The sequence below is a fragment of the Micromonospora sp. NPDC005252 genome, assembly GCF_042872475.1.
GTDB lineage: Bacteria > Actinomycetota > Actinomycetes > Mycobacteriales > Micromonosporaceae > Micromonospora.
Genome location: NZ_JBIAKN010000003.1, coordinates 54,807 through 73,150 on the forward strand (window position 1 = coordinate 54,807; position 18,344 = coordinate 73,150).

The 18,344-nt window shown below is 71.2% G+C and carries 20 protein-coding genes; 14 read left to right on the plus strand and 6 right to left on the minus strand.

Annotated elements, in window-relative coordinates; translation table 11 throughout:
- Nucleotides 1-135 precede the first annotated feature (135 nt).
- The 4 genes from ACFYPH_RS09810 to ACFYPH_RS09825 all read right to left on the minus strand — a co-directional run bounded on the left by ACFYPH_RS09810 (nucleotide 136) and on the right by ACFYPH_RS09825 (nucleotide 3,386).
- Nucleotides 136-687 (minus strand): RloB family protein, encoded by a 552-nt coding sequence (locus ACFYPH_RS09810; RefSeq protein ID WP_387180660.1) that lies wholly within the window; start codon nucleotides 685-687, stop codon nucleotides 136-138.
- A 68-nt stretch (nucleotides 688-755) separates the two neighbouring features.
- Nucleotides 756-2,084: an ATP/GTP-binding protein gene (locus ACFYPH_RS09815; protein ID WP_387180663.1), complete on the minus strand. Its 1,329-nt coding sequence runs from the start codon at nucleotides 2,082-2,084 to the stop codon at nucleotides 756-758.
- Between the two features lie 226 nt (nucleotides 2,085-2,310).
- A complete protein-coding gene (locus ACFYPH_RS09820; protein WP_387180666.1) occupies nucleotides 2,311-2,493 on the minus strand; it encodes a DUF397 domain-containing protein in 183 nt (60 codons plus the stop codon).
- Between the two features lie 14 nt (nucleotides 2,494-2,507).
- Nucleotides 2,508-3,386 carry a helix-turn-helix domain-containing protein gene (locus ACFYPH_RS09825; protein ID WP_387180669.1) on the minus strand — a complete coding sequence of 293 codons (879 nt, stop codon included), beginning with the start codon at nucleotides 3,384-3,386 and terminating at the stop codon, nucleotides 2,508-2,510.
- Between the two features lie 143 nt (nucleotides 3,387-3,529).
- Here ACFYPH_RS09825 and ACFYPH_RS09830 point away from each other — a divergent pair, with 143 nt between their 5' ends.
- The 4 genes from ACFYPH_RS09830 to ACFYPH_RS09845 are packed head-to-tail and all read left to right on the plus strand — an operon-like array spanning nucleotide 3,530 to nucleotide 5,385.
- The gene (locus ACFYPH_RS09830) at nucleotides 3,530-3,754 is read left to right on the plus strand and encodes a hypothetical protein (protein WP_387180672.1); all 225 of its coding nucleotides are present in this window, start codon (nucleotides 3,530-3,532) and stop codon (nucleotides 3,752-3,754) included.
- Nucleotides 3,751-3,921: a hypothetical protein gene (locus tag ACFYPH_RS09835; protein WP_387180675.1), complete on the plus strand. Its 171-nt coding sequence runs from the start codon at nucleotides 3,751-3,753 to the stop codon at nucleotides 3,919-3,921. The genes ACFYPH_RS09830 and ACFYPH_RS09835 overlap by 4 nt, the downstream gene beginning before the upstream one ends.
- A complete protein-coding gene (locus ACFYPH_RS09840) occupies nucleotides 3,908-5,110 on the plus strand; it encodes a helix-turn-helix domain-containing protein (RefSeq protein ID WP_387180678.1) in 1,203 nt (400 codons plus the stop codon). The genes ACFYPH_RS09835 and ACFYPH_RS09840 overlap by 14 nt, the downstream gene beginning before the upstream one ends.
- 2 nt (nucleotides 5,111-5,112) lie before the next feature.
- Nucleotides 5,113-5,385, plus strand: coding sequence for a hypothetical protein (locus ACFYPH_RS09845; RefSeq protein WP_387180681.1), 273 nt, complete (start codon nucleotides 5,113-5,115; stop codon nucleotides 5,383-5,385).
- Here the strand turns inward: ACFYPH_RS09845 and ACFYPH_RS09850 are convergent.
- Nucleotides 5,339-6,649 (minus strand): glycosyltransferase, encoded by a 1,311-nt coding sequence (locus tag ACFYPH_RS09850; protein ID WP_387180684.1) that lies wholly within the window; start codon nucleotides 6,647-6,649, stop codon nucleotides 5,339-5,341. The two genes, ACFYPH_RS09845 and ACFYPH_RS09850, sit on opposite strands and share 47 nt — an antisense overlap.
- A 24-nt stretch (nucleotides 6,650-6,673) precedes the next feature.
- Between ACFYPH_RS09850 and ACFYPH_RS09855 the strand changes: the two genes are divergently transcribed.
- The 7 genes from ACFYPH_RS09855 to ACFYPH_RS09885 all read left to right on the plus strand — a co-directional run bounded on the left by ACFYPH_RS09855 (nucleotide 6,674) and on the right by ACFYPH_RS09885 (nucleotide 14,037).
- Entirely contained in the window at nucleotides 6,674-7,534 is an 861-nt protein-coding gene (locus tag ACFYPH_RS09855; RefSeq protein ID WP_387180687.1) for an Fpg/Nei family DNA glycosylase, read from the plus strand.
- A 264-nt stretch (nucleotides 7,535-7,798) separates the two neighbouring features.
- Nucleotides 7,799-9,370 (plus strand): sugar transferase, encoded by a 1,572-nt coding sequence (locus ACFYPH_RS09860; RefSeq protein ID WP_354857367.1) that lies wholly within the window; start codon nucleotides 7,799-7,801, stop codon nucleotides 9,368-9,370.
- Between the two features lie 32 nt (nucleotides 9,371-9,402).
- The gene (locus ACFYPH_RS09865; RefSeq protein WP_354857335.1) at nucleotides 9,403-10,629 is read left to right on the plus strand and encodes a histidine kinase; all 1,227 of its coding nucleotides are present in this window, start codon (nucleotides 9,403-9,405) and stop codon (nucleotides 10,627-10,629) included.
- Complete coding sequence (locus ACFYPH_RS09870; RefSeq protein WP_053651534.1) at nucleotides 10,626-11,384, plus strand: LytTR family DNA-binding domain-containing protein; 759 nt, start codon at nucleotides 10,626-10,628, stop codon at nucleotides 11,382-11,384. Before ACFYPH_RS09865 ends, ACFYPH_RS09870 begins: the two co-directional genes overlap by 4 nt.
- A 65-nt stretch (nucleotides 11,385-11,449) precedes the next feature.
- The gene (locus ACFYPH_RS09875) at nucleotides 11,450-12,112 is read left to right on the plus strand and encodes a DUF5701 family protein (protein ID WP_387180691.1); all 663 of its coding nucleotides are present in this window, start codon (nucleotides 11,450-11,452) and stop codon (nucleotides 12,110-12,112) included.
- Between the two features lie 174 nt (nucleotides 12,113-12,286).
- The gene (locus tag ACFYPH_RS09880; protein WP_355063457.1) at nucleotides 12,287-12,964 is read left to right on the plus strand and encodes a response regulator transcription factor; all 678 of its coding nucleotides are present in this window, start codon (nucleotides 12,287-12,289) and stop codon (nucleotides 12,962-12,964) included.
- The gene (locus tag ACFYPH_RS09885) at nucleotides 12,961-14,037 is read left to right on the plus strand and encodes an ATP-binding protein (protein WP_387180695.1); all 1,077 of its coding nucleotides are present in this window, start codon (nucleotides 12,961-12,963) and stop codon (nucleotides 14,035-14,037) included. Before ACFYPH_RS09880 ends, ACFYPH_RS09885 begins: the two co-directional genes overlap by 4 nt.
- 100 nt (nucleotides 14,038-14,137) lie before the next feature.
- On the opposite strand, the gene ACFYPH_RS09890 is transcribed toward ACFYPH_RS09885, so the two are convergent.
- Complete coding sequence (locus ACFYPH_RS09890; RefSeq protein ID WP_387180698.1) at nucleotides 14,138-14,773, minus strand: hypothetical protein; 636 nt, start codon at nucleotides 14,771-14,773, stop codon at nucleotides 14,138-14,140.
- Between the two features lie 82 nt (nucleotides 14,774-14,855).
- On the opposite strand from ACFYPH_RS09890, the gene ACFYPH_RS09895 reads away from it, so the two are divergent.
- From ACFYPH_RS09895 to ACFYPH_RS09905, 3 genes are read left to right on the plus strand one after another with little or no spacing between them, the layout of a single operon-like run.
- Nucleotides 14,856-16,199, plus strand: coding sequence for a DUF4153 domain-containing protein (locus tag ACFYPH_RS09895; RefSeq protein ID WP_387180701.1), 1,344 nt, complete (start codon nucleotides 14,856-14,858; stop codon nucleotides 16,197-16,199).
- A gap of 44 nt (nucleotides 16,200-16,243) precedes the next feature.
- A complete protein-coding gene (locus ACFYPH_RS09900) occupies nucleotides 16,244-16,657 on the plus strand; it encodes a hypothetical protein (RefSeq protein ID WP_354857349.1) in 414 nt (137 codons plus the stop codon).
- Between the two features lies 1 nt (nucleotide 16,658).
- Nucleotides 16,659-18,299 carry a cation acetate symporter gene (locus tag ACFYPH_RS09905; protein ID WP_387180704.1) on the plus strand — a complete coding sequence of 547 codons (1,641 nt, stop codon included), beginning with the start codon at nucleotides 16,659-16,661 and terminating at the stop codon, nucleotides 18,297-18,299.
- Nucleotides 18,300-18,344: the final 45 nt, after the last annotated feature.

The following is an 18,344-nucleotide window of genomic DNA, read 5'->3' on the forward strand; positions in this document are numbered from 1 at the left end:
GACGAGGCAGCGGACGGCGTCTGCGTGAGAATCACCGAGCGGGTTGCGGATCTGGAGTGCTTGCTGCCAGCAGCGCTGTGCGTCGTCGAGCTGGCCGGTGGCCCGGCCGCTTGCCTCAGCACTCGCAGTTCTCGCCTAAATTGCGCTGAGCGCCCTTAGCAGGTGATGCATGCCGGAGGACGGGTTGTCGTCGGGAAAAATGGTGTCATTGTTCTCGTGACGCTTTTCTAGTTGCTCGGCACGGCGGGCCGCCTGCTTTCGCAGCGGCAGGTAGACGCTGCTGTCGATACTTTTTCCAGCGCGGCCGTCAAGGCTGCGGCTCAAACTTTCTGCTTCGGCCGTGCTGATGAACCGGGTGTACCCACGGTGATGCAGAATGAGCCACAGCTCAAAGCACGGATTCGAGATCACCAGCCTGACACCCTTGCCCTGAGCGAGCTGCTTGGCGCGAAGCAGGTTAGGGTGGTTCTTCGGCCATTCCACATCGAAGATGCACCAGCATTCGTCCACCTCCGGGTCGGCCAGACGTTCGGCCGCCATCTGCACAAGTGTGAGCGGGACGCCCTGTTCGGGGTGGATTTCGAGGTTCAGGGCGGTGTTGTCCGCGATTTCGGGAAGATTTTTCAGCCCGTTGATGTAATCGGGCTCGGAGTTCTTGCCCTCGCAGAATACGACGACCGTGCGCAACTCTGGACGTCGAGCGACAGTGCGCTTGAGGGATTTCGTCTCCCGGCGGCGTGGCCTCATCGTATTCCTCAGCCGATCAGGCCGAGCGCCCGCAGGAACTCTGTCTGGTCAACCTGGGGGAGCGCGCCGAACCGGCCGTGCAGGTAGGCACTTTCGAGGTTCTGCGATTTTCGCACCCGCTCACCGGCGAACTCGGCGAGCGCGCCGAGCCGGGTGGAGCCGTCGAGCCGCTTCTCCGTGAGCCAGACCTCGTCCCGGTTCAGGTGGTTGAGCAGGCTGGTGTCATGTGAGGTGAAGATGAGCTGAGCCCCGTGGGGGTTGGTGACCGGGCTCTGGAAGACCCGCAGTAGTTCTGCGGACAACGTCGGGTGCAGACTCGCGTCCAACTCGTCAAAGATGACGATCGACCCTGCCTGTAGTGCTGTCAACACCGCCCCGATAAGGCCGAACCACGTTCTCGTTCCTTCCGATTCAGCAGAGAAATCGAGCGGTGCGGAGTCGTTTCCGGACCTGTGCAGAAGACGTAGGCGGCGTTGGGTCATGGTCTCGCCGGTGCTGGAGAGAACTTCCTGCCTGTCGATGACGACATCTTCGATACCCAGGTCGGCAAGGCGTAGCAGCGCCAATGCCTGTTGCCGTCTGCTGAGGGTCGACCATTCTTTTCGCTCGTCGCCGAGGACAATCTCTCCCTCGCTGGAGAGGGAGAACAGTAATGGCTGGTCATTCTCTGGGCCATCGAACCACCGGGTCGTGTCAGCCCTGCCGGAATATCGCGGCCTATACCTGTTGTAGAACACTCCTGAACGGCCTCGGCGCGGCAGTTGGCCAAGTACCTGAATGCGCAGGATATCCCTGGCGAAATTCGTGACGAGCGGTTCGTCGAAACGTCGCGCGCCGGACAGGGCGAGTGTCCGTTCCGTCAGCAACTCGCGAGTGCCGGACAGTGCGCCCAGACCACGCTGAAGCTTAAGCTCGGAACCTTCTCGCTCAAAGATCCGGCGACGCTTCTTCTCGGGATAGTGGAAAAGCCCCTCATAGATGATGTGGCGGGCGTCGAGTTCGACGATGTACTCGAAGCGCACGCCGTCAACCGTGGTTTCTATGACGAATTCGCTGGACTCGGCCGACCCCGAGCCGAAGGCGAAAGGCTCCAGCGGAATCTCGTCCTCCCACAGGCGAAGTGAGTCTTCGACCGCGTCACGCAGCCAGGCGAGCGCACCGACGACGTTCGACTTGCCGGACGCGTTCGGCCCGTAGATCGCGGCTCGGGTCAGCAGACTCTCGCCGAGGTGGGGTGCGTCCCGGGCTGCCTCGCGGTCGCGGTCCACCGCCACCATCGACAACTCGACACCCTCGGCGATCGACCGGTAGTTGCTGGCCTCGAACCTGATAAGCACATGTGCACGCTACCGCAGGCCAGGCGCAATCACCGCTGGCATTTCGCAGGATTTTGACGAAAACGGTCCTGTTGCTGCATCCCAGGCGCTGCTGAGGCTCCGCACTCCCGTAGAGCCTTCTCGGTCAGTCCACCACCGAACCTCGACCAGGCGGGGAAATCAGCGTGCCCCGGCCTCCGAGACGGGGTCGGGGCAGGTCACTGTCACAGTGGGTACGAGGGCAGCGTCAGTTGCTCTTGAGGGAGTGGATGAAGACGCTCCAGCCCTGAGTGTCGAAGGACAGCACGGGTCCGGCCTTGTCCTTGCTGTCTCGGACGGCCACCCCGTCGCGGAGGTCCGCCACCTCGACACACTGGCCGTTGGCGTCGCTTCGGCTGCTCTTTCGCCACACGGCGCGTGACCGGTCCATTGCCGCGACTCTCCCTACGTCATGTCCTTGGCGATGGCAGCGATCAGGTCGCGGGACTTGGTGACACTCAACGCTGCCGCGTGCAGGTGAGTATAGGTAAGCGTGACGCGCCGCAAGTCATCCTCGCGTTCGAGATAGGCGTCTCCCGCCTGGCTCACCACGTACACGACTGGGCTGTGGATGTCCTCGGGAAACTCCAGAATCGAGAAGGAACCCACAGTGCCGGGGTGCCACCCCTCGCTGAACGGCAGCACCTGAAGCTCGATGTTCGGCTGGTCGCTCATCTCGATGAGATGGCGAAGCTGGCCACGCATGACGTCCGGGCCGCCGGTCTCACGACGCAGCACGCCCTCGTCCACGATTCCCCAGAACTTCAGCGGCGGATCTTCGGTCAGGCAAGCCTGCCTGGTCATGCGCACCTCGACCCGGCGGCGTGCTTCCTCGCTCTGACCCGGCCATGCGGCGCTGGTGATTGCGTAGGCGTATGCCTCGGTCTGGAGTAACCCCGGCACAACGGCCAGCTCGAAGTTCCGTACTGCGGTCGCTGCGGACTCCAATCCGATGTACATGCTGTAGGGGTTCGGAAGCTGGCCGAACTTCGCCCACCAACCGCGTTCCTTGCCCTGGCGCTGGAGGTCGAGGGCGGTTTGCCGTATCCGGTCGTCGCTAACGCCGTACCGGGTAAGCATGACGATCACGTCAGACCGGCTGACGCCGACCACCCCTGATTCGATCTTGTAGATCTTCGACTCCGAACAGCCCAGCTCGGTTGCGATCTCCTTATGCGAGACACCGGCCGCCTCGCGGAGCCGGTGCAACTCCCGGCCGAGCTGCCATCGCGCGATCGTCGGGCCGCTTGCCCTCGCCACGTCTACCTCCAGGATTGCGAACACCGCCAGTGTTTCCCTCTCCACCTCCGAGATCAAGGAACGCGGGGCGATACTCGATCTTCCATGGAAAATTTCCACGGAAGCCTAGACTTCTCAAATGAATTTTGTCACTCTCTGCTTGGAAGGAATTACGTTTCGGAGGTCCGATGGCTCGGCATGCGAAGAACCCGACGCGCCCCGGTCTGCTGCTGCGGAGGCCCTGGCCGTTCACGCGCCGTCGGGCGAGCCCACTTGACCGCCTCGGCCCCTCGACCAGCGATCCGAAGCGGACGGCGGCGTACCGGGCGATAGGCGTGGCCAAGGTGCCCTACCTGCCGGCACGGCCGTTGCTGGCCCTCGCCGGGGAGTACCGCGCGGGGTGCTGGTCGTGACGGCGCGACGCGAACCCGACCGGGAGGGCCGAGGCGAGCAGATCCAGGCGGCGGAGCGCGAGGCGGCGCGGCAACGGATTCTCGACCAGGCCGAGGCGGAACGGGTACCGGCCGAGGAGACGACCCGGGCGGTGCCGGATCGGCGGTGGCGGCGTGGACAGCAGTGAACTGCTGCCGATTGGCCGGCGGGTGGCGTACTGGCGGAGGCGGCGGGGGTTGTCGCAGCAGGTGTTCGCCGATCGGCTCGGCAAGTCCAAGTCCTGGGTCGACAAGGTCGAGCGGGGCGTCCGGGCGCTGGACAGGGTGTCGACGCTGCGGAACATCGCCACTGCCCTACGGATCGACACCGCCGTCCTGCTCGGCCGGGACGTTCAACCCTCGCTGACGGCCGGACGGGTCGAAGGGGTCGAGCGGATCCGGGAGGCCCTCTCGGCGTACGTCATTGCTCTGGGGCGGCCGGCGGCGCGCGGCGTGGTGCTGCCCGCGGACCGGTTGGAACGGGATGTCGAGCATGCGTGGGTCATGTTCCAGCATGCCCGGTATCCGCAGGTGGTCGCCGTGGTGCCGGAACTGCTCGCCGGGATGCAGCGTGCCGTCGCCGACGATCCCGGGTGGGGTCGCCCGCTGCTGGTGGAGGTGTACCGGTTGGCCGCGTCGCTGCTGGTGAAGCTTGGCGAGGCCGAGCTGGGCTGGCTGGCCGCCGACAGGGCCATGGCCGTCGCGACCGGCGATCCCATGCTGGTCGCCGCCGCCACGGTGCAGCTCGGCCAGGTGTTCCGCGCTGCGGGGCGGGCGCGGACGGCGCAGTCGGCGACGCTGGCCGCCGCGTACCGGATCGCCCCACCGGATCCGGAGGACAGTCCGCCCGGCGCGTTGTCGTTGTGCGGGACGTTGCTGGTGCAGGCCGCTCTGGCGGCGGCCCGCCTGGGCGACGACCACGCCACGGTCGAACTCCTCGACGAGGCCGCCGGCATGGCCGCGCGGGTGGGCGAGGGCCACGATCATCACCGGACGGGGTTCGGGCCGACGGCGGTCGACCTGGCCCGTGCCGCCGCAGCCCTCGACCTGGGCGACGCGGGCGAGGCGGTGGCCTGGCACGAGAAAGTGACGAAGCGGGACGCCTGGCGGTGGCTACCGGTGGAACACCGGGCAGCGCACCTGGTCGATGCCGCCCGTGCCTACCTCCAGGGCGGCGACCCGGTCAACGCGGGCCGCGCGTTGGTCGACGCCGAGCGGATGGCGCCGGCAGAGGTACGCCACCGCCCGGCCGTCCGCGAGGCGCTCGCCCAGGTGGCCCGCGACCCGCACGCCCCGGGCACGATCATCCAACTCGCCGTCACCCTCGGGGTGACCTGACCATGACCGCGCCGTTCCTGTCGTTGGCGCAGATCCGCAACCGGCTGATCCTCACCGCCCGAGCGGTCCTCCGCGACCACCGGGCCGGCCCGGACGGTCACTGCCGGGTCTGCCGGACTCCGGATTGTCGGTTGTCCGCGGCAGCCCGCAACGTCATCGAGGCCGCCGCTGCTCCCGCCCAGGAATCTGACTTCCCGTCCGCTGACATGGATCGCCTGGTCACGATCCTCAGCTCCGTCCGGGACACCGCCGCCCTGCCAGGTGAGGTGGCTTAGCGGGGCGGGGCGTGCGGGCCATGCCGGCGTAGATGTCGATGAGCTGCTTGGTGACCACGTCCGGGTGGAAGGTCCGCTCGTAGCGGGCGCGGGCGGCCAGGGTGAGCCCGGACGCGCCGGCCCGGGCCACCGGCAGGGCCGCCGCCAGCGCGGCCGGCTCCGGAGCCACCACCCAGCCTGCCTCGCCGAGGCCGATCCCGGCCGGCGTGACCGGGCCACCGCCGCCGACGACCGCCGAGGCGGTCTCGGCCGGGCCGGTGCCGGCAGGCTCGTGCGGGGCGTCCGCTCCGACGAGGTACGGAATGCCGCCCAACGCGGTGCCGAGCACCGGCCGACCGCTGGCCAGCGCCTCGATGATCACGGTCGGCAGCACGTCGTGCCACATCGAGGCCGCGATCACCACGGCGCTCGCCTCGACGGCGGCGCGTACCCCGACGCGGTCGAGCTGACCGAGGTAGACCACGTCGGGTCGCTCGGCGGCGGCGGCCTCCACCAGCGGGCGCAGCTCGCCGTCACCGGCCACGCGGAGCGTGCCCAGGGTGCCCACCGGATGGCGACGCCAGGCGTCCAGCAGCAGCTCGACACCCTTCTCGGGCGAGAGCCGGGCCATGTAGAGGAAGCCGTCACCCAGCGGGGCAGGCCGGCCCGGATCGGGTACGGCATTCGGCTTCACGACGATCCGGTCGTCCGAAATGCCGTAATCGCGGAGGTGGTCGGCGATGGCAGTGGTGAGCGCGATGTACCGGTCCACCGAGCGCCAGGTGCCCCGGTGCACGGCCAGGGTGGTCGCCATCAGCGCGCTCTGCGCCGTCGAGTCGCGGTAGCACCGGTGCTTGATCGCCGGCACGCCCAGCGCCCGACCCTTGCAGTCCTGGCAGATCACCCCGTCGCGAAAGTAGATCCCCGACGAGCAGACCTGCCGGTAGTTGTGCACCGTCTGCACCACCGGCACGCCGTGCCGGTGCGCGGTCCGCACCACCCACGGCGAGATCAGAGGGTACGGGTTGTGCAGGTGCAGGACGTCCGGGCGGTGCTCGGTGAGCAGCCGGCTCAGGTCCTGCTGGGCACGCGGCGCCCAGATCGGCGAGATCGGCAGCAGCGCCTTGGCCGCCTTCGACATCGACGGGATCTCGTCCGAGCTGCGGATGAAGGGCAGCACCTCGACGCCGGCAGCGGTGAGCTGAGCGATCTCCGAGTCGACCATCGTGTTCTCGCCGGAGGGCTGAGCTTCCCGGTACCGGTTGTGCGCCACCACGATTCTCACGGGAAAGAAGGCTACCGTTGGCTGGTGCCCGAACTACCGGAGGTTGAGGCGCTCGCGGGTTACCTGCGGCAGCGCGCGGTGGGGCGGCGTGTCGACCGGCTGGAGATCGCCGCGATCAGCGCCCTGAAGACGTACGACCCGGCACCCGCCGCGGTCGCTGGTCGGGCGGTGGTCGACGCCCGCCGGCACGGCAAGTTCCTCGACGTGGTCGTCGAGGGTGATCTGCACCTCGTGGTGCACCTGGCCCGGGCGGGCTGGCTGCACTACCGGGAGGCGTTTCCCGCCACGACGCCGCTGCGACCCGGCAAGGGCCCGATCGCGGTGCGCGTCCGCCTCGACGACGGCTCCGGCTTCGACCTCACCGAGGCCGGCACCCAGAAGAAGCTGGCCGCCTACCTGGTCACCGACCCGGCCGCGGTGCCGGGGGTGGCCAAGCTGGGCCCGGACGCGCTCGCCGCCGACCTGCCCACCTTCGCGGAGCGGCTGCGCAGTCGGCGCGGACAGGTCAAGGGGGTGTTGACCGACCAGTCGGTGCTGTCCGGGGTGGGCAACGCGTACTCGGACGAGATCCTGCACGCCGCGAAGCTGTCCCCGTTCGCGATCACCGACCGGCTCACGGACACCCAACTCGCCACCCTGCACGCGGCGACCCGCCAGGTGCTCGGTGACGCGGTCGAGCGGTCCCTCGGCCAGCGTGCCGCCGAGCTGAAGGGTGAGAAGCGGTCCGGGTTGAAGGTGCACGCCCGCACCGGGCTGCCCTGCCCGGTCTGCGGGGACACCGTGCGCGATGTGTCGTTCGCCGATTCGAGCCTGCAGTACTGCGCGACGTGCCAGACGGGCGGCAAGCCGCTCGCTGACCGAAGGTTGTCCCGACTTGTACGGTGAGTAATTGCACTCGGCGACTACGGAGCGGAATCGGCCAGACTGAGCCGAAGCTCCCGTCCACCGTTCTCGCCACACGCGCATCCATCGGTATAGTGGTCCGGTCCCCGGCTTCTGAAATGGTGCGGAGCCGGCCAGATCCCGCCGGCACCATCGGTCGCCAATCTCCTTCGGGGCGACGACCGGTCGGAGCCCGCGTGGGAGACTGGGACGGTGGGCGACCCGGGCCCTCACGCCGAGTGAGCGGCCCGTGTCATGCGGGAGGACATGGGTGAGGTGACGGCAAGCCTCCAGCGCCCGGTATCCAACGAAGGCCGGAGCAGACTCGTGCGGCACGTCGACAGCTTCGAGATCCAGCCGCCGACGCCGCCGTCACACAACGGCGTCCCTCGGTCGGCGTGGGCCAGGGCGCGACGCCGTGTCTCCCGCTGGCACCGCCCCTACACCGCCATCCTGCTGCTGCTCGACTTCGGCGCGGCGGCGTTCGCCAGTTGGATCGCGATCCAGCTCTTCGACCAGGCCGCCTCCGGCTTCTCCGGCACCAACCAGGATCCGACCTGGTTCCACACCGTCTCCTACCTGCTGCTGCCGCTCGGCTGGGTGGTCATCCTCTGGAGCAACCGGGCGTACGACCGGCGCTATCTGGGGCTCGGGCCGGACGAGTTCAAACGGGTCATCCGGGCCGCCGTCACGGTCGCGGCAAGCGTCTCCTTCCTCGCGTTCGCCACCAAGACCGCGCTGTCTCGCTGGACGGTCGGCACGGCACTGCTCGGGGCGCTCCTGCTGATCCTGTGGGGCCGCTTCGTCGCCCGCTGGGCGCTGCACTACATCCGTCGGCGGGCCGGCCAGGCGGCACACCGGATGGTGCTGGTCGGCACCCTGCCGGAGTGCCTGGAGGTCTACGCGGCGGTCACCCGCAGCCCGAACGCCGGGCTGGTCCCGGTCGCGATCCACATCACCGACGGGTACGCGGCGGCCCGCGGGGTGCCGACCCCGGTGCCGGTGCACGCCGGCCGCGACGTCCTGGCCCTGGTCCGCGAGGTCGGTGGGGACACCATCGCCGTCTGCGGGTCGGCCAGCGCCGAGCCGGGCGAACTGCGCCGGCTGGCCTGGCAGTTGGAGGGCTCCGGCGTCGACCTGGTGGTCGCGCCGCAGTTGACCGACATCGCCGGCCCTCGGGTGCACATCCGGCCGATCGAGGGTCTGCCGCTGCTGCACGTCGAGGAGCCGACCCTCTCCGGGCCGGCGCTGCTGGCCAAGAACCTGATGGACCGGGTCGCCGCCGGCCTGGGCCTGCTGCTGCTGATCCCCCTCTTCGTCGCCATCGCCGTGGCGATCCGCATCTCCGACCCCGGGCCGGTGTTCTTCCGCCAGCCCCGGGTGGGGCACGAGGGGCGCACCTTCCGGGTGTGGAAGTTCCGGACCATGTACGTCGACGCCGAGGACCGGCTGGCCAGCCTCACCGACCAGAACGAGACCGACGGCATGCTGTTCAAGATGAAGCAGGATCCCCGGGTCTTCCCGGTGGGTCGCTTCCTGCGGGCCTCGTCGCTGGACGAGCTGCCGCAGTTGATCAACGTGCTCTGGGGTGAGATGTCGCTGGTCGGGCCCCGCCCGCTGCCGGCCGACGACGGCGACTTCCTGGGCGACGTGCGGCGTCGCCTGCTGGTCCGCCCCGGCATGACCGGTCTCTGGCAGGTCTCCGGCCGCTCCGACCTGTCCTGGGACGAGGCCGTCCGGCTGGACCTCTACTACGTCGACAACTGGTCGCTGGCGTACGACCTGAGCATCCTGTGGCGCACCGTCGGGGTGGTGCTCGCCCGCAAGGGCGCGTACTAGCGCGGAGGGCCGCGAGCCGTCAGGATCGCTGCGTGGGTGGCAACCTCTCCGCCGTCGTCGGCGTCGTCTCGCTGGTCACCGCGCTCACCGCGGCCCTGCTGGCGGTGCTGCGGCTGCGCGCCCGGCGCGGCATCGCCACCGCCACCCAACGGGCCACCTACGAGGTGCTGCACACCGCCGGGCTGGCCGCCGAGCCGTTGCGGGCGGGGCTGAGCGCGGCGGGCGCGACGAAGGCCGTACGCCATCTGCGGGCCCTGGTGGGCGCGGTCGGGCTGGCGCTCACCGACGCCGACGAGGTGCTCGCCCTCGACGGGCGCGGCACACACCACGGTGAGCAACTGCTCGCGGCGGCCCAGCGCTCGGTGGCCACCGGGCGCTCGACGGTGCTCGGGGAGTCCGACCTGCGGTGCGACCGGGTCGACTGCCCGATCCGCGGGGCGGTGGTCGCGCCCCTGCACGGGGCGGACGCCCGCGTGGTCGGCGCACTGGTGGCGATCGCCGACGGCGTGCCGGCGCCGGGACTGGTCCAGGCCACCCTGGAGACGGCGCACTGGGCGGGCAACCAGCTCGCCCTGGCCGAGCTGGACTCGTCACGGGAGCGGCTGGCGAGAGCGGAGGTCCGGGCGTTGCGGGCGCAGATCAGCCCGCACTTCATCTACAACGCGTTGACCGCGATCGGCTCGTTCGTCCGCACCGACCCGGAGCGGGCCCGGGAGTTGATCCTGGAGTTCGCGGAGTTCACCAGGTACTCGTTCCGGGCGCACGGCGAGTTCACCACGCTGGCCGAGGAGCTGCGGTCGATCGACCGGTACCTGACGATCGAGCGGGCCCGGTTCGGGGACCGGTTGCAGGTGCGGTTGCAGATCGCCCCGGAGGTGCTGCCGGTGACGCTCCCGTTCCTCTGCCTTCAGCCGCTGGTGGAGAACGCCGTCCGGCACGGGTTGTCCCGCAAGCCGGGCACGGGCATGGTGAGCATCGAGGCCCGGGACGCGGGCGCCGAATGCCACATCACGGTGGAGGACGACGGGGTGGGAATGGATCCGACCACGCTTACCGCCGGCATCGCCGAGCTGGCCCGCAGCACCGGCGACCCGGGGGACGACCCGGGTCAGCACGTCGGCCTCTCCAACGTCGACGAGCGACTGCGGTCGGTCTTCGGGGACCGCTTCGGTCTGGTCGTCGAGACCGGGCTGGGCTCGGGCACCCGGGTGAGCATGCGGGTGCCGAAGTTCCACCCGGGCGTACGGGCCGGCTCGTGACCACCGGCTTCCTGCGGGTGCTGGCGGTGGACGACGAGCCGCCCGCGCTCGACGAGTTGGCGTACCACCTGCGGGCCGACCCCCGGGTGGCCCGCCTGCACACCGCCGGGGACGCCACCGAGGCGCTGCGGCTGCTACGCGACGGTGACGTGGACGTGGTCTTCCTGGACATCCGGATGCCCGGCCTGGACGGCATGGAGCTGGCCCGGGTGCTGCGCCGGTTCGCCCGGCCGCCGGCGATCGTGTTCGTGACCGCGTACGACGACGGGGCGGTGGACGCGTTCGACCTGGGCGCCACGGACTACGTGCGCAAACCGGTACGCGCCGAACGGCTGGCCGAGTCGCTGCGCCGGGTGATCGGCTCGCGGGTGGTGCCGTCGCATCCGGCGGCGCTGGCCCGGGCCGAGGAGGACCCGACCATCCCGATCGAGCTGGCCGGCACCACCCGGATGCTGCCGCGCTCGGCGGTGCGGTGGGTGGAGGCGCAGGGCGATTACGCCCGGCTGCACACCGCGGAGGGGTCGCACCTGGTGCGGGTCTCGCTGGCCACGCTCGCCGAGCGGTGGGCGGACGCCGGTTTCGTCCGGGTGCACCGGTCGTACCTGGTGCAGTTGAAGTTGATCGCGGAGCTGCGCCTGGTGAACTCCGGGTACGTGGTGGTGGTCGACTCCACCGAGCTGCCGGTGAGCCGGCGGCACACCCGGGAGCTGAAGGACAAGCTGGTCAGGGCGGCGAAGCAGGATTGGAGTCGCTGAGGCGGGAAAGCTCCCGGCCCTCCCGTACGTTGTACGATAGCCGATACGACAACCGGGAGGCCGCCGTGCACGAGACTCCGTTCGACGCCGAGACCGAGTTCGACCGCCAACTCGACCACCTGGTGCGACTGGGCTATCCGGCCCTGGCCGGGATGCCCGAGAGCGCCTTCCGTGACCTGGTCGCGCCGCTGCGGGCCCGCGCGGTCGACGGCGCCGCCGGCCTGCCCGCGCCCACCGACGCCCGGGTGCCGTTCCTGCTGGTCGTCACGCGGGACCTGGTCGGGGTGGAGCCCCGGCTCGCACTCACCACCCTGGCCGGCAAGCGCAAGCCCGGCTTCCTCGACCGGCACTACGCCGAGGGCGACCTGCCGCGCTTCGACCCGATCAAGGAGCTGGAGGTGCCCGCCGGGCCGGCGTACCTGCTCTTCGACGTCGACCGGGGCGAGGAGTTCCGCAACCTCGCCCCGGCCGCGGCGATGGAGGGCATGACCGCCCAGGATCGGCTGCCACTCACCATCGACGAGGGGCTCGCCTTCATCACGCTTTATCCGGAGGCGCTGGCCAGCAACAGGTGCTTCTCGCTGGTCGGCTCCCGGTGCGGTGACAAGCGGGTGCCCGCCCTGTGGATCAGCCAGGGCGCCCCGAAGCTGGGCTGGTGCTGGTACGGCAATCCGCACACCTGGCTCGGCTCCGCCTCGGCCCGCCCGGTACGCGTCGGCCTGGAGTAACCGGCGCACGGGCCATCCTGACGCGGCTCGCTCGATCGTCCACAACGAGGCTCGGGCGTTCGCCGAGGCCACCTGTCGTGACCCTCGGGTTATCCACAGGGGTGAACCGTTCTCCACAGGTTATTCACAATGCCACCCACTGATCTCCACGGTGGCTCCCTACAGTCAGACCCCATGAAGGAACGCCGGGTCCTGGTCGTCGAGGACGAACGCACCATCGCCGAGTCGGTCGCCGCCCGACTCCGCGCCGAGGGTTTCGCCGTGGAGATCGCCACGGACGGCCCCAGCGCGGTCGAGCGGTTCCGGACCGGCCAGCCGGACCTCGTCGTCCTCGACGTGATGCTGCCCGGCTTCGACGGCCTGGAGGTGTGCCGGCGGATCCAGGCCGTCCGGCCGGTGCCGGTGCTGATGCTCACCGCCCGCGACGACGAGACCGATCTGCTGGTCGGGCTCGCGGTCGGCGCGGACGACTACCTCACCAAGCCGTTCTCGATGCGCGAGCTGGCCGCCCGCGTACACGTGCTGCTGCGCCGGATGGAACGGGCCGCGACCCCCGCGGCACCCGCCATCCGGCTCGGCGACATCGAAATCAACGAGGCCGAGCGGCGGGTTCGGCGCTCCGGCGCGGACGTGCACCTCACGCCGACCGAGTTCGACCTCCTGATCCACCTCGCCGGGCGGCCCCGCACGGTGCTGCCCCGGGAGCGGCTGCTCGCCGACGTGTGGGGCTGGGCCGAAGGCACCGGCACCCGCACCGTGGACAGCCACGTCAAGGCCCTGCGGCGCAAGCTCGGCGCCGATCTCATCCGGACCGTGCACGGCGTCGGGTACGCCCTGGAGGTGCCCGCGTGACCAACCACCGGCTGGTGGACTGGCTGGACCGGGCGCTGCCTCGCCCGCTGGACCCGGTCCGCTCGATCAAGATGAAGCTCGGTGTCCTGCTGGTCGCCTCCTGGGCGGTGGCCATCGGCTACTTCTGGTACGGCATCGGCTGGCTCCCGCCGGGCACGTCGATCACCGTCATCTGCATCGCGCTGGTCACCTCGCAGGTGCTCGCCCACGGGATGACCTCGCCGCTGCGCGAGATGACGGCGGCCGCCGGGGCGATGGCCCGCGGCGACTACACCCGTCGGGTGCGCGCCACCTCCCGCGACGAGGTGGGTGAGCTGGCCCAGGCGTTCAACAAGATGGCCGAGGACCTGCACGCGGCGGACCAGCGCCGACGCGAGCTGATCGCCAACGTCTCCCACGAGCTGCGTACGCCGATCACCGCCTTGCAGGGCGTACTGGAGAACATGGTGGACGGGGTGGCCGAGCCGGAGCCGGCGGCCCTGCGCGCGGCGCTGTCCCAGACCGAACGGCTCGGGCACCTCGTCGCCGACCTGCTCGACCTGTCCCGTCTCGACGCCGGGGTGGTGCCGCTGCGCCGGGTCCGCATCGACGTGGGGGACTTCCTGGACGAGGCGGTGGAGCACGCCACCGCCAGCGCCGCCGGGGCGGGGCTCGACGTGGACTTCCGGCTCCGCGAGCTGGCGGTGCCGCTGACCGTGCGCGCGGACCCGTGGCGGCTGCACCAGGTGTTCGCGAACCTGCTGGACAACGCGGCGCGGCACAGCCCACCCGGCGGCACCGTGCGGGTGAGCGCCGAGGAACACGCCGGCCAACTCCACGTCGAGGTGAGCGACGAGGGGCAGGGCATTCCGACGACCGAGCGTTCCCGGGTGTTCGAGCGGTTCACCCGCGGCGACCGGGCGGCCGGCGGTGGGACCGGCCTGGGCCTGGCCATCGCCCGCTGGGTCGTCGAACTGCACGGCGGTCAGATCGGGGTCCTCGACCCGGCCGGAGCCGCCAGAAACTCCCAGCCCGGTTGCCGCATCCGGGTCACCATCCCGAGCAACGGGCCACACCGAGAAGAGGCCGCATGACCAGCCCCGGCAGCACGTCCGCACCGGCCACCGGACCGACCGGACCGACCGGACCGCAGCCCACCCCGCCCGCCCAGGCCGCCCAGCCCGGCCAGCCCGCTCAGCCTGGCCAGGCCTCCCAGCCCGGCCAGGCCTGGGCCGGCCCCGGGCCGACGCCTCCGCCGACGGCCGGCCGGCCCCAACCCTGGCCACCGCAACCCTGGCCGGCCCAGCCCGTCCGACCACGGCCACCGTCGCTGCTCGCGCGGTGCTGGCCGGGGCCGACCGGCACCGCCCATCCGCTGCTCCTGGGCGTGTTGACGGCGGCGGCGGTCGTCGGCGCCTCGGTGCTGACGGTGGTCCGGCCCGGACTGGGCTGGCTGGTCGCCGCATTGGCGGCCACCGCCGCACTCGCCACCGCCAAATTCGTCGTCCGGTCCGGCACGCCGTCCGCCGCAACCGACCTGACCGAACGCGCCGCGTCCCCCGCACCGGATCCCCGACCGGGACTGCCGCCCAGCGCACCGGGCGCACCGCCGGCACCGCCGCTGACCACTGCGCCCGCTGCGGCCACCGCCGAGTCGACCTCCGCCGGCACGCCAGCCGCAACTGCGGGAGCCACCACCCTCGCGTCGACTCCGGACGCCGCCACGACGGCCGCCACCAGCGCCGCGCGGCCACCGGCGGCCACGCCGGCCCCGCCAGTCGCGACGGCTGCGGCAGCCGCGACGGCTGCGCCGACTCCCACCGCGGCCACGCCAACCGCTGCACCGGCTGCAACCGCCGTGCCGGCTGCAACCGCTGCACCGGGTCCAACCGCTGCACCGAGTCCAACCGCCGTGCCGGGTCCGACCCCGGCGGCGGCTTCGTCAGGGGCCGCGACCACCGTCCGTCCCGGTGCCACGGGGGCACCGGGGCGGGCGGCGCAGGTCGCCTGGGCTGCCGCGACGGTCGCGCTGATCGCCGTCGGCACGGTCCGGGCCGCCGGTTGGCTCTTCGTGCTCTGCCTGCTCGCCGCCGCGGTGACCGCGACGCTCGCGGTGACCGGTGGCCGGACCCCCTTCGGGATGCTGCTGGCCGTGACGCTGCCGCCGGCCGCGACGGTCCGAGCGCTCCCCTGGGCGGTACGCGGGCTGCACCGCACCCGCTCGTCCGGGCCCGGGATCGGGCGGATCGTGACCAGCCTGGCGATCTCGGTCGGTCTGCTGACGCTGTTCGGTCTGCTGTTCTCCTCCGCCGACGCGGTCTTCGCCGATCTGCTGGCGGGCCTCCTGCCGGACATCTCGCCGGGCGGTGTGGTCGGCTGGGTGGTACGCCTCGGGCTGATCGGCCTGGGCCTGCTCGGCGGCGCGTACCTGGTCAGCCGGCCGCCCGACCTGGACAGTCTGCGCGCGAAGCCGGGCCGGCCGGTGCACCGGCTGGAATGGGCCCTGCCGCTGGTGCTGCTCGACGCCCTGTTCGCCGCCTTCGTACTGGTGCAGTTGACCGTGTTCTTCGGGGGCGCGGGGCACGTGTTGCGTACGGCCGGCCTCACCTACGCCGAGTACGCCCGAAGCGGGTTCTGGCAACTGCTCGCCGTCACCGCGCTCACCCTGCTGGTGATCGCCGTCGCGGCCCGCCGGGCACCGAAGGCCACCGGTGCCGACCGGCTGCTGGTCCGGGTGCTGCTCGGTGTGCTCACGGCACTCAGCCTGGTCGTCGTCGCCTCGTCGCTCTACCGCATGCAGGTCTATGCCGACGCGTACGGCGCCACCCGGCTGCGGCTCTTCGTGGCGACCGTCGAGCTGGCGCTCGGAGTGCTCTTCGTCCTGGTCGGCGTGGCGGTGGCGCGGCTACGGGCCGACTGGCTGCCCCGACTGGTGATCGGCACCGCGGTGCTGGCGCTGCTGGGGTTGGCCCTGGTCAACCCGGACCGACTGATCGCGGACCGGAACGTCGACAGGTACCTCGAAACCGGCCGCCTCGACCTCACCTACCTCTCCGGGCTGTCGGCCGATGCCGTACCGGCCCTGGCCCGGCTGCCCGAGCCGATGCGGACGTGCGCGCTTCGGGGGATCGCCTTCGAGCTGCCCGAGGACGGCTTTTGGGCGACGAACCTCGGCCGGGAACGGGCCCGGTCCGTCCTGGACGCGACCCAGGTGACCAGCAGCGCGGCGAACTGTGCCGCTCAGCTGCGCTGGTGAGCGCGAACGCTTGACAATCGCGCTGGGCGGGCAAGACTGCCGGGGTGGCCGAGCAACTGTCTGACGTGGGGTCGGGCGGTGCGGTACCGCCGCCCCGGCGGGCCCGGATCGTGTTGGCCGACATCACCCGGCGGGACACCCGCTCCGAGCGGACCCGCGCCGAGTTGGCCCAGCAGACCCAGGTCGGCGAGGCGCTGGTTCGCGGCCTGGTCCGTGCCCAGCTCGCGCTGGCGTTGCGGCTGTCGCTGGTGGTCGTCATCGGGCTGGGCGGGCTGCCCTGGCTGTTCGCCATCGCACCGTCGCTCGGCCGGACCACCGTGGCCGGCGTCAACCTGCCCTGGCTGCTGCTCGGCTTGGTCTCGTTCCCGTTCCTGATCGCGGTGGGTTGGGCGTACGTGCGGCTGGCCGAGCGCAACGAGCAGGACTTCACCGACCTGGTGCAGCGGCCGGAGCGCTGACGTGGGCAACGACTACGTGGTTCCGGCCATCGTCGCGGTCACGCTGGTCACCGTCGGGATCGGCTTCTACGGGCTGCGGCTGGCACGGACCACGTCCGACTTCCTTGTCGCGTCCCGGGCGATCAGTCCGACCTGGAACGCCGCCGCCATCGGCGGGGAATACCTGTCGGCCGCGAGCTTCCTCGGCATCGCCGGCCTCGTCCTCAAGTACGGCGTGGACGTCCTCTGGTATCCGGTCGGGTTCGCCGCCGGCTACCTGGCCCTGCTGCTGTTCGTGGCCGCGCCGCTGCGCCGCTCCGGCGCGTTCACGCTGCCCGACTTCTGCGAGCTGCGGCTGGGGTCCCGTCGCCTGCGCATCCTCGCCACGGCTTTCGTGATCTTCATCGGTTGGCTCTACCTGGTGCCGCAGTTGCAGGGCGCCGGGCTCACCCTGGCCACGGTGGCCGGCTCCCCGTACCCCGTGGGCGCCCTTCTGGTGGCCGCCGTGGTCACCGCGAACGTGGCGCTCGGCGGAATGCGGGCGATCACCTTCGTCCAGGCGTTCCAGTACTGGCTCAAGTTGACCGCTCTCGCCGTACCGGTGATCTTCCTGGCGTTGCAGTGGCAGGCCGACGGCCGCCCGGCGGTGACGCCGCCCGACGGGCCGACGTTCCGGGCCGCGACCACCGTCGTGGTCGAGCACCGCGCGACCCTCACCCTGGCCGACGGCGACATCCGAGAGGTACGCCCCGGCGACGAGCTGACCTTCGCCGCCGGTGACCCGGTGCCGGAGGTGTCCGGGGTGGCCACCGACGCGGGGGACTGGTTGCTGCCCAGCGCGGCCGGCGACGACGACCGGGGCCTGTTCGGGACGTACTCCCTGATCCTGGCCACGTTCCTCGGCACGATGGGCCTGCCGCATGTGCTGGTCCGCTTCTACACCAACCCCGACGGCGCGGCGGCGCGGCGGACGACGCTTGTGGTCCTGGCCCTGGTCGGCGCCTTCTACCTGCTGCCCACCCTGTACGGGGTGCTGGGCCGGATCTACACACCGCAGCTGCTCGTCAGCGGGCAGACCGACGCGGTGGTGGTGTTGCTGCCCGGCGCGGCCCTCGGTGACGGGCTGGTCGGGCGGCTGCTCGCCGCGCTGGTCGCGGCGGGAGCGTTCGCGGCTTTCCTCTCCACCTCGTCGGGGCTGCTGACCAGCGTCGCCGGGGTGATCTCGACGGACGTGCTCGGCCGGGGCTCGGTGCGCGGCTTCCGGCTGGCCACCATCATCGCCGGGGGCGTGCCGACGGCGCTGGCCCTGCACGTCTCCGGGCTGGACGTGTCCCAGGTGGTCGGGTTGGCCTTCGCGGTCGCCGCGTCGAGCTTCTGCCCGCTGCTGGTGCTCGGCATCTGGTGGCGAGGGCTGACCGACCTGGGCGCCGCCGCCGGTGTGCTGGCCGGCGGTGGGGCGGCGATCGGAGCGGTGCTGGTCACCGTGCTCGGCCCGCCGCTGTCGGGCTGGCCCGCCACGCTCACCGCGCAGCCGGCCGCCTGGACGGTGCCGCTGGCGTTCACCGTGATGGTCGCGGTGTCCATGGCGACCCGCCGACGGGCGCCGGCCGACGTCGCCGCCACCATGCTGCGCCTGCACACCCCCGAAGCGTTGCGCCTGTGAGGCAGCGCGCGTAGCTGATTCCAGATCGGCGATGTGGGGCCATCC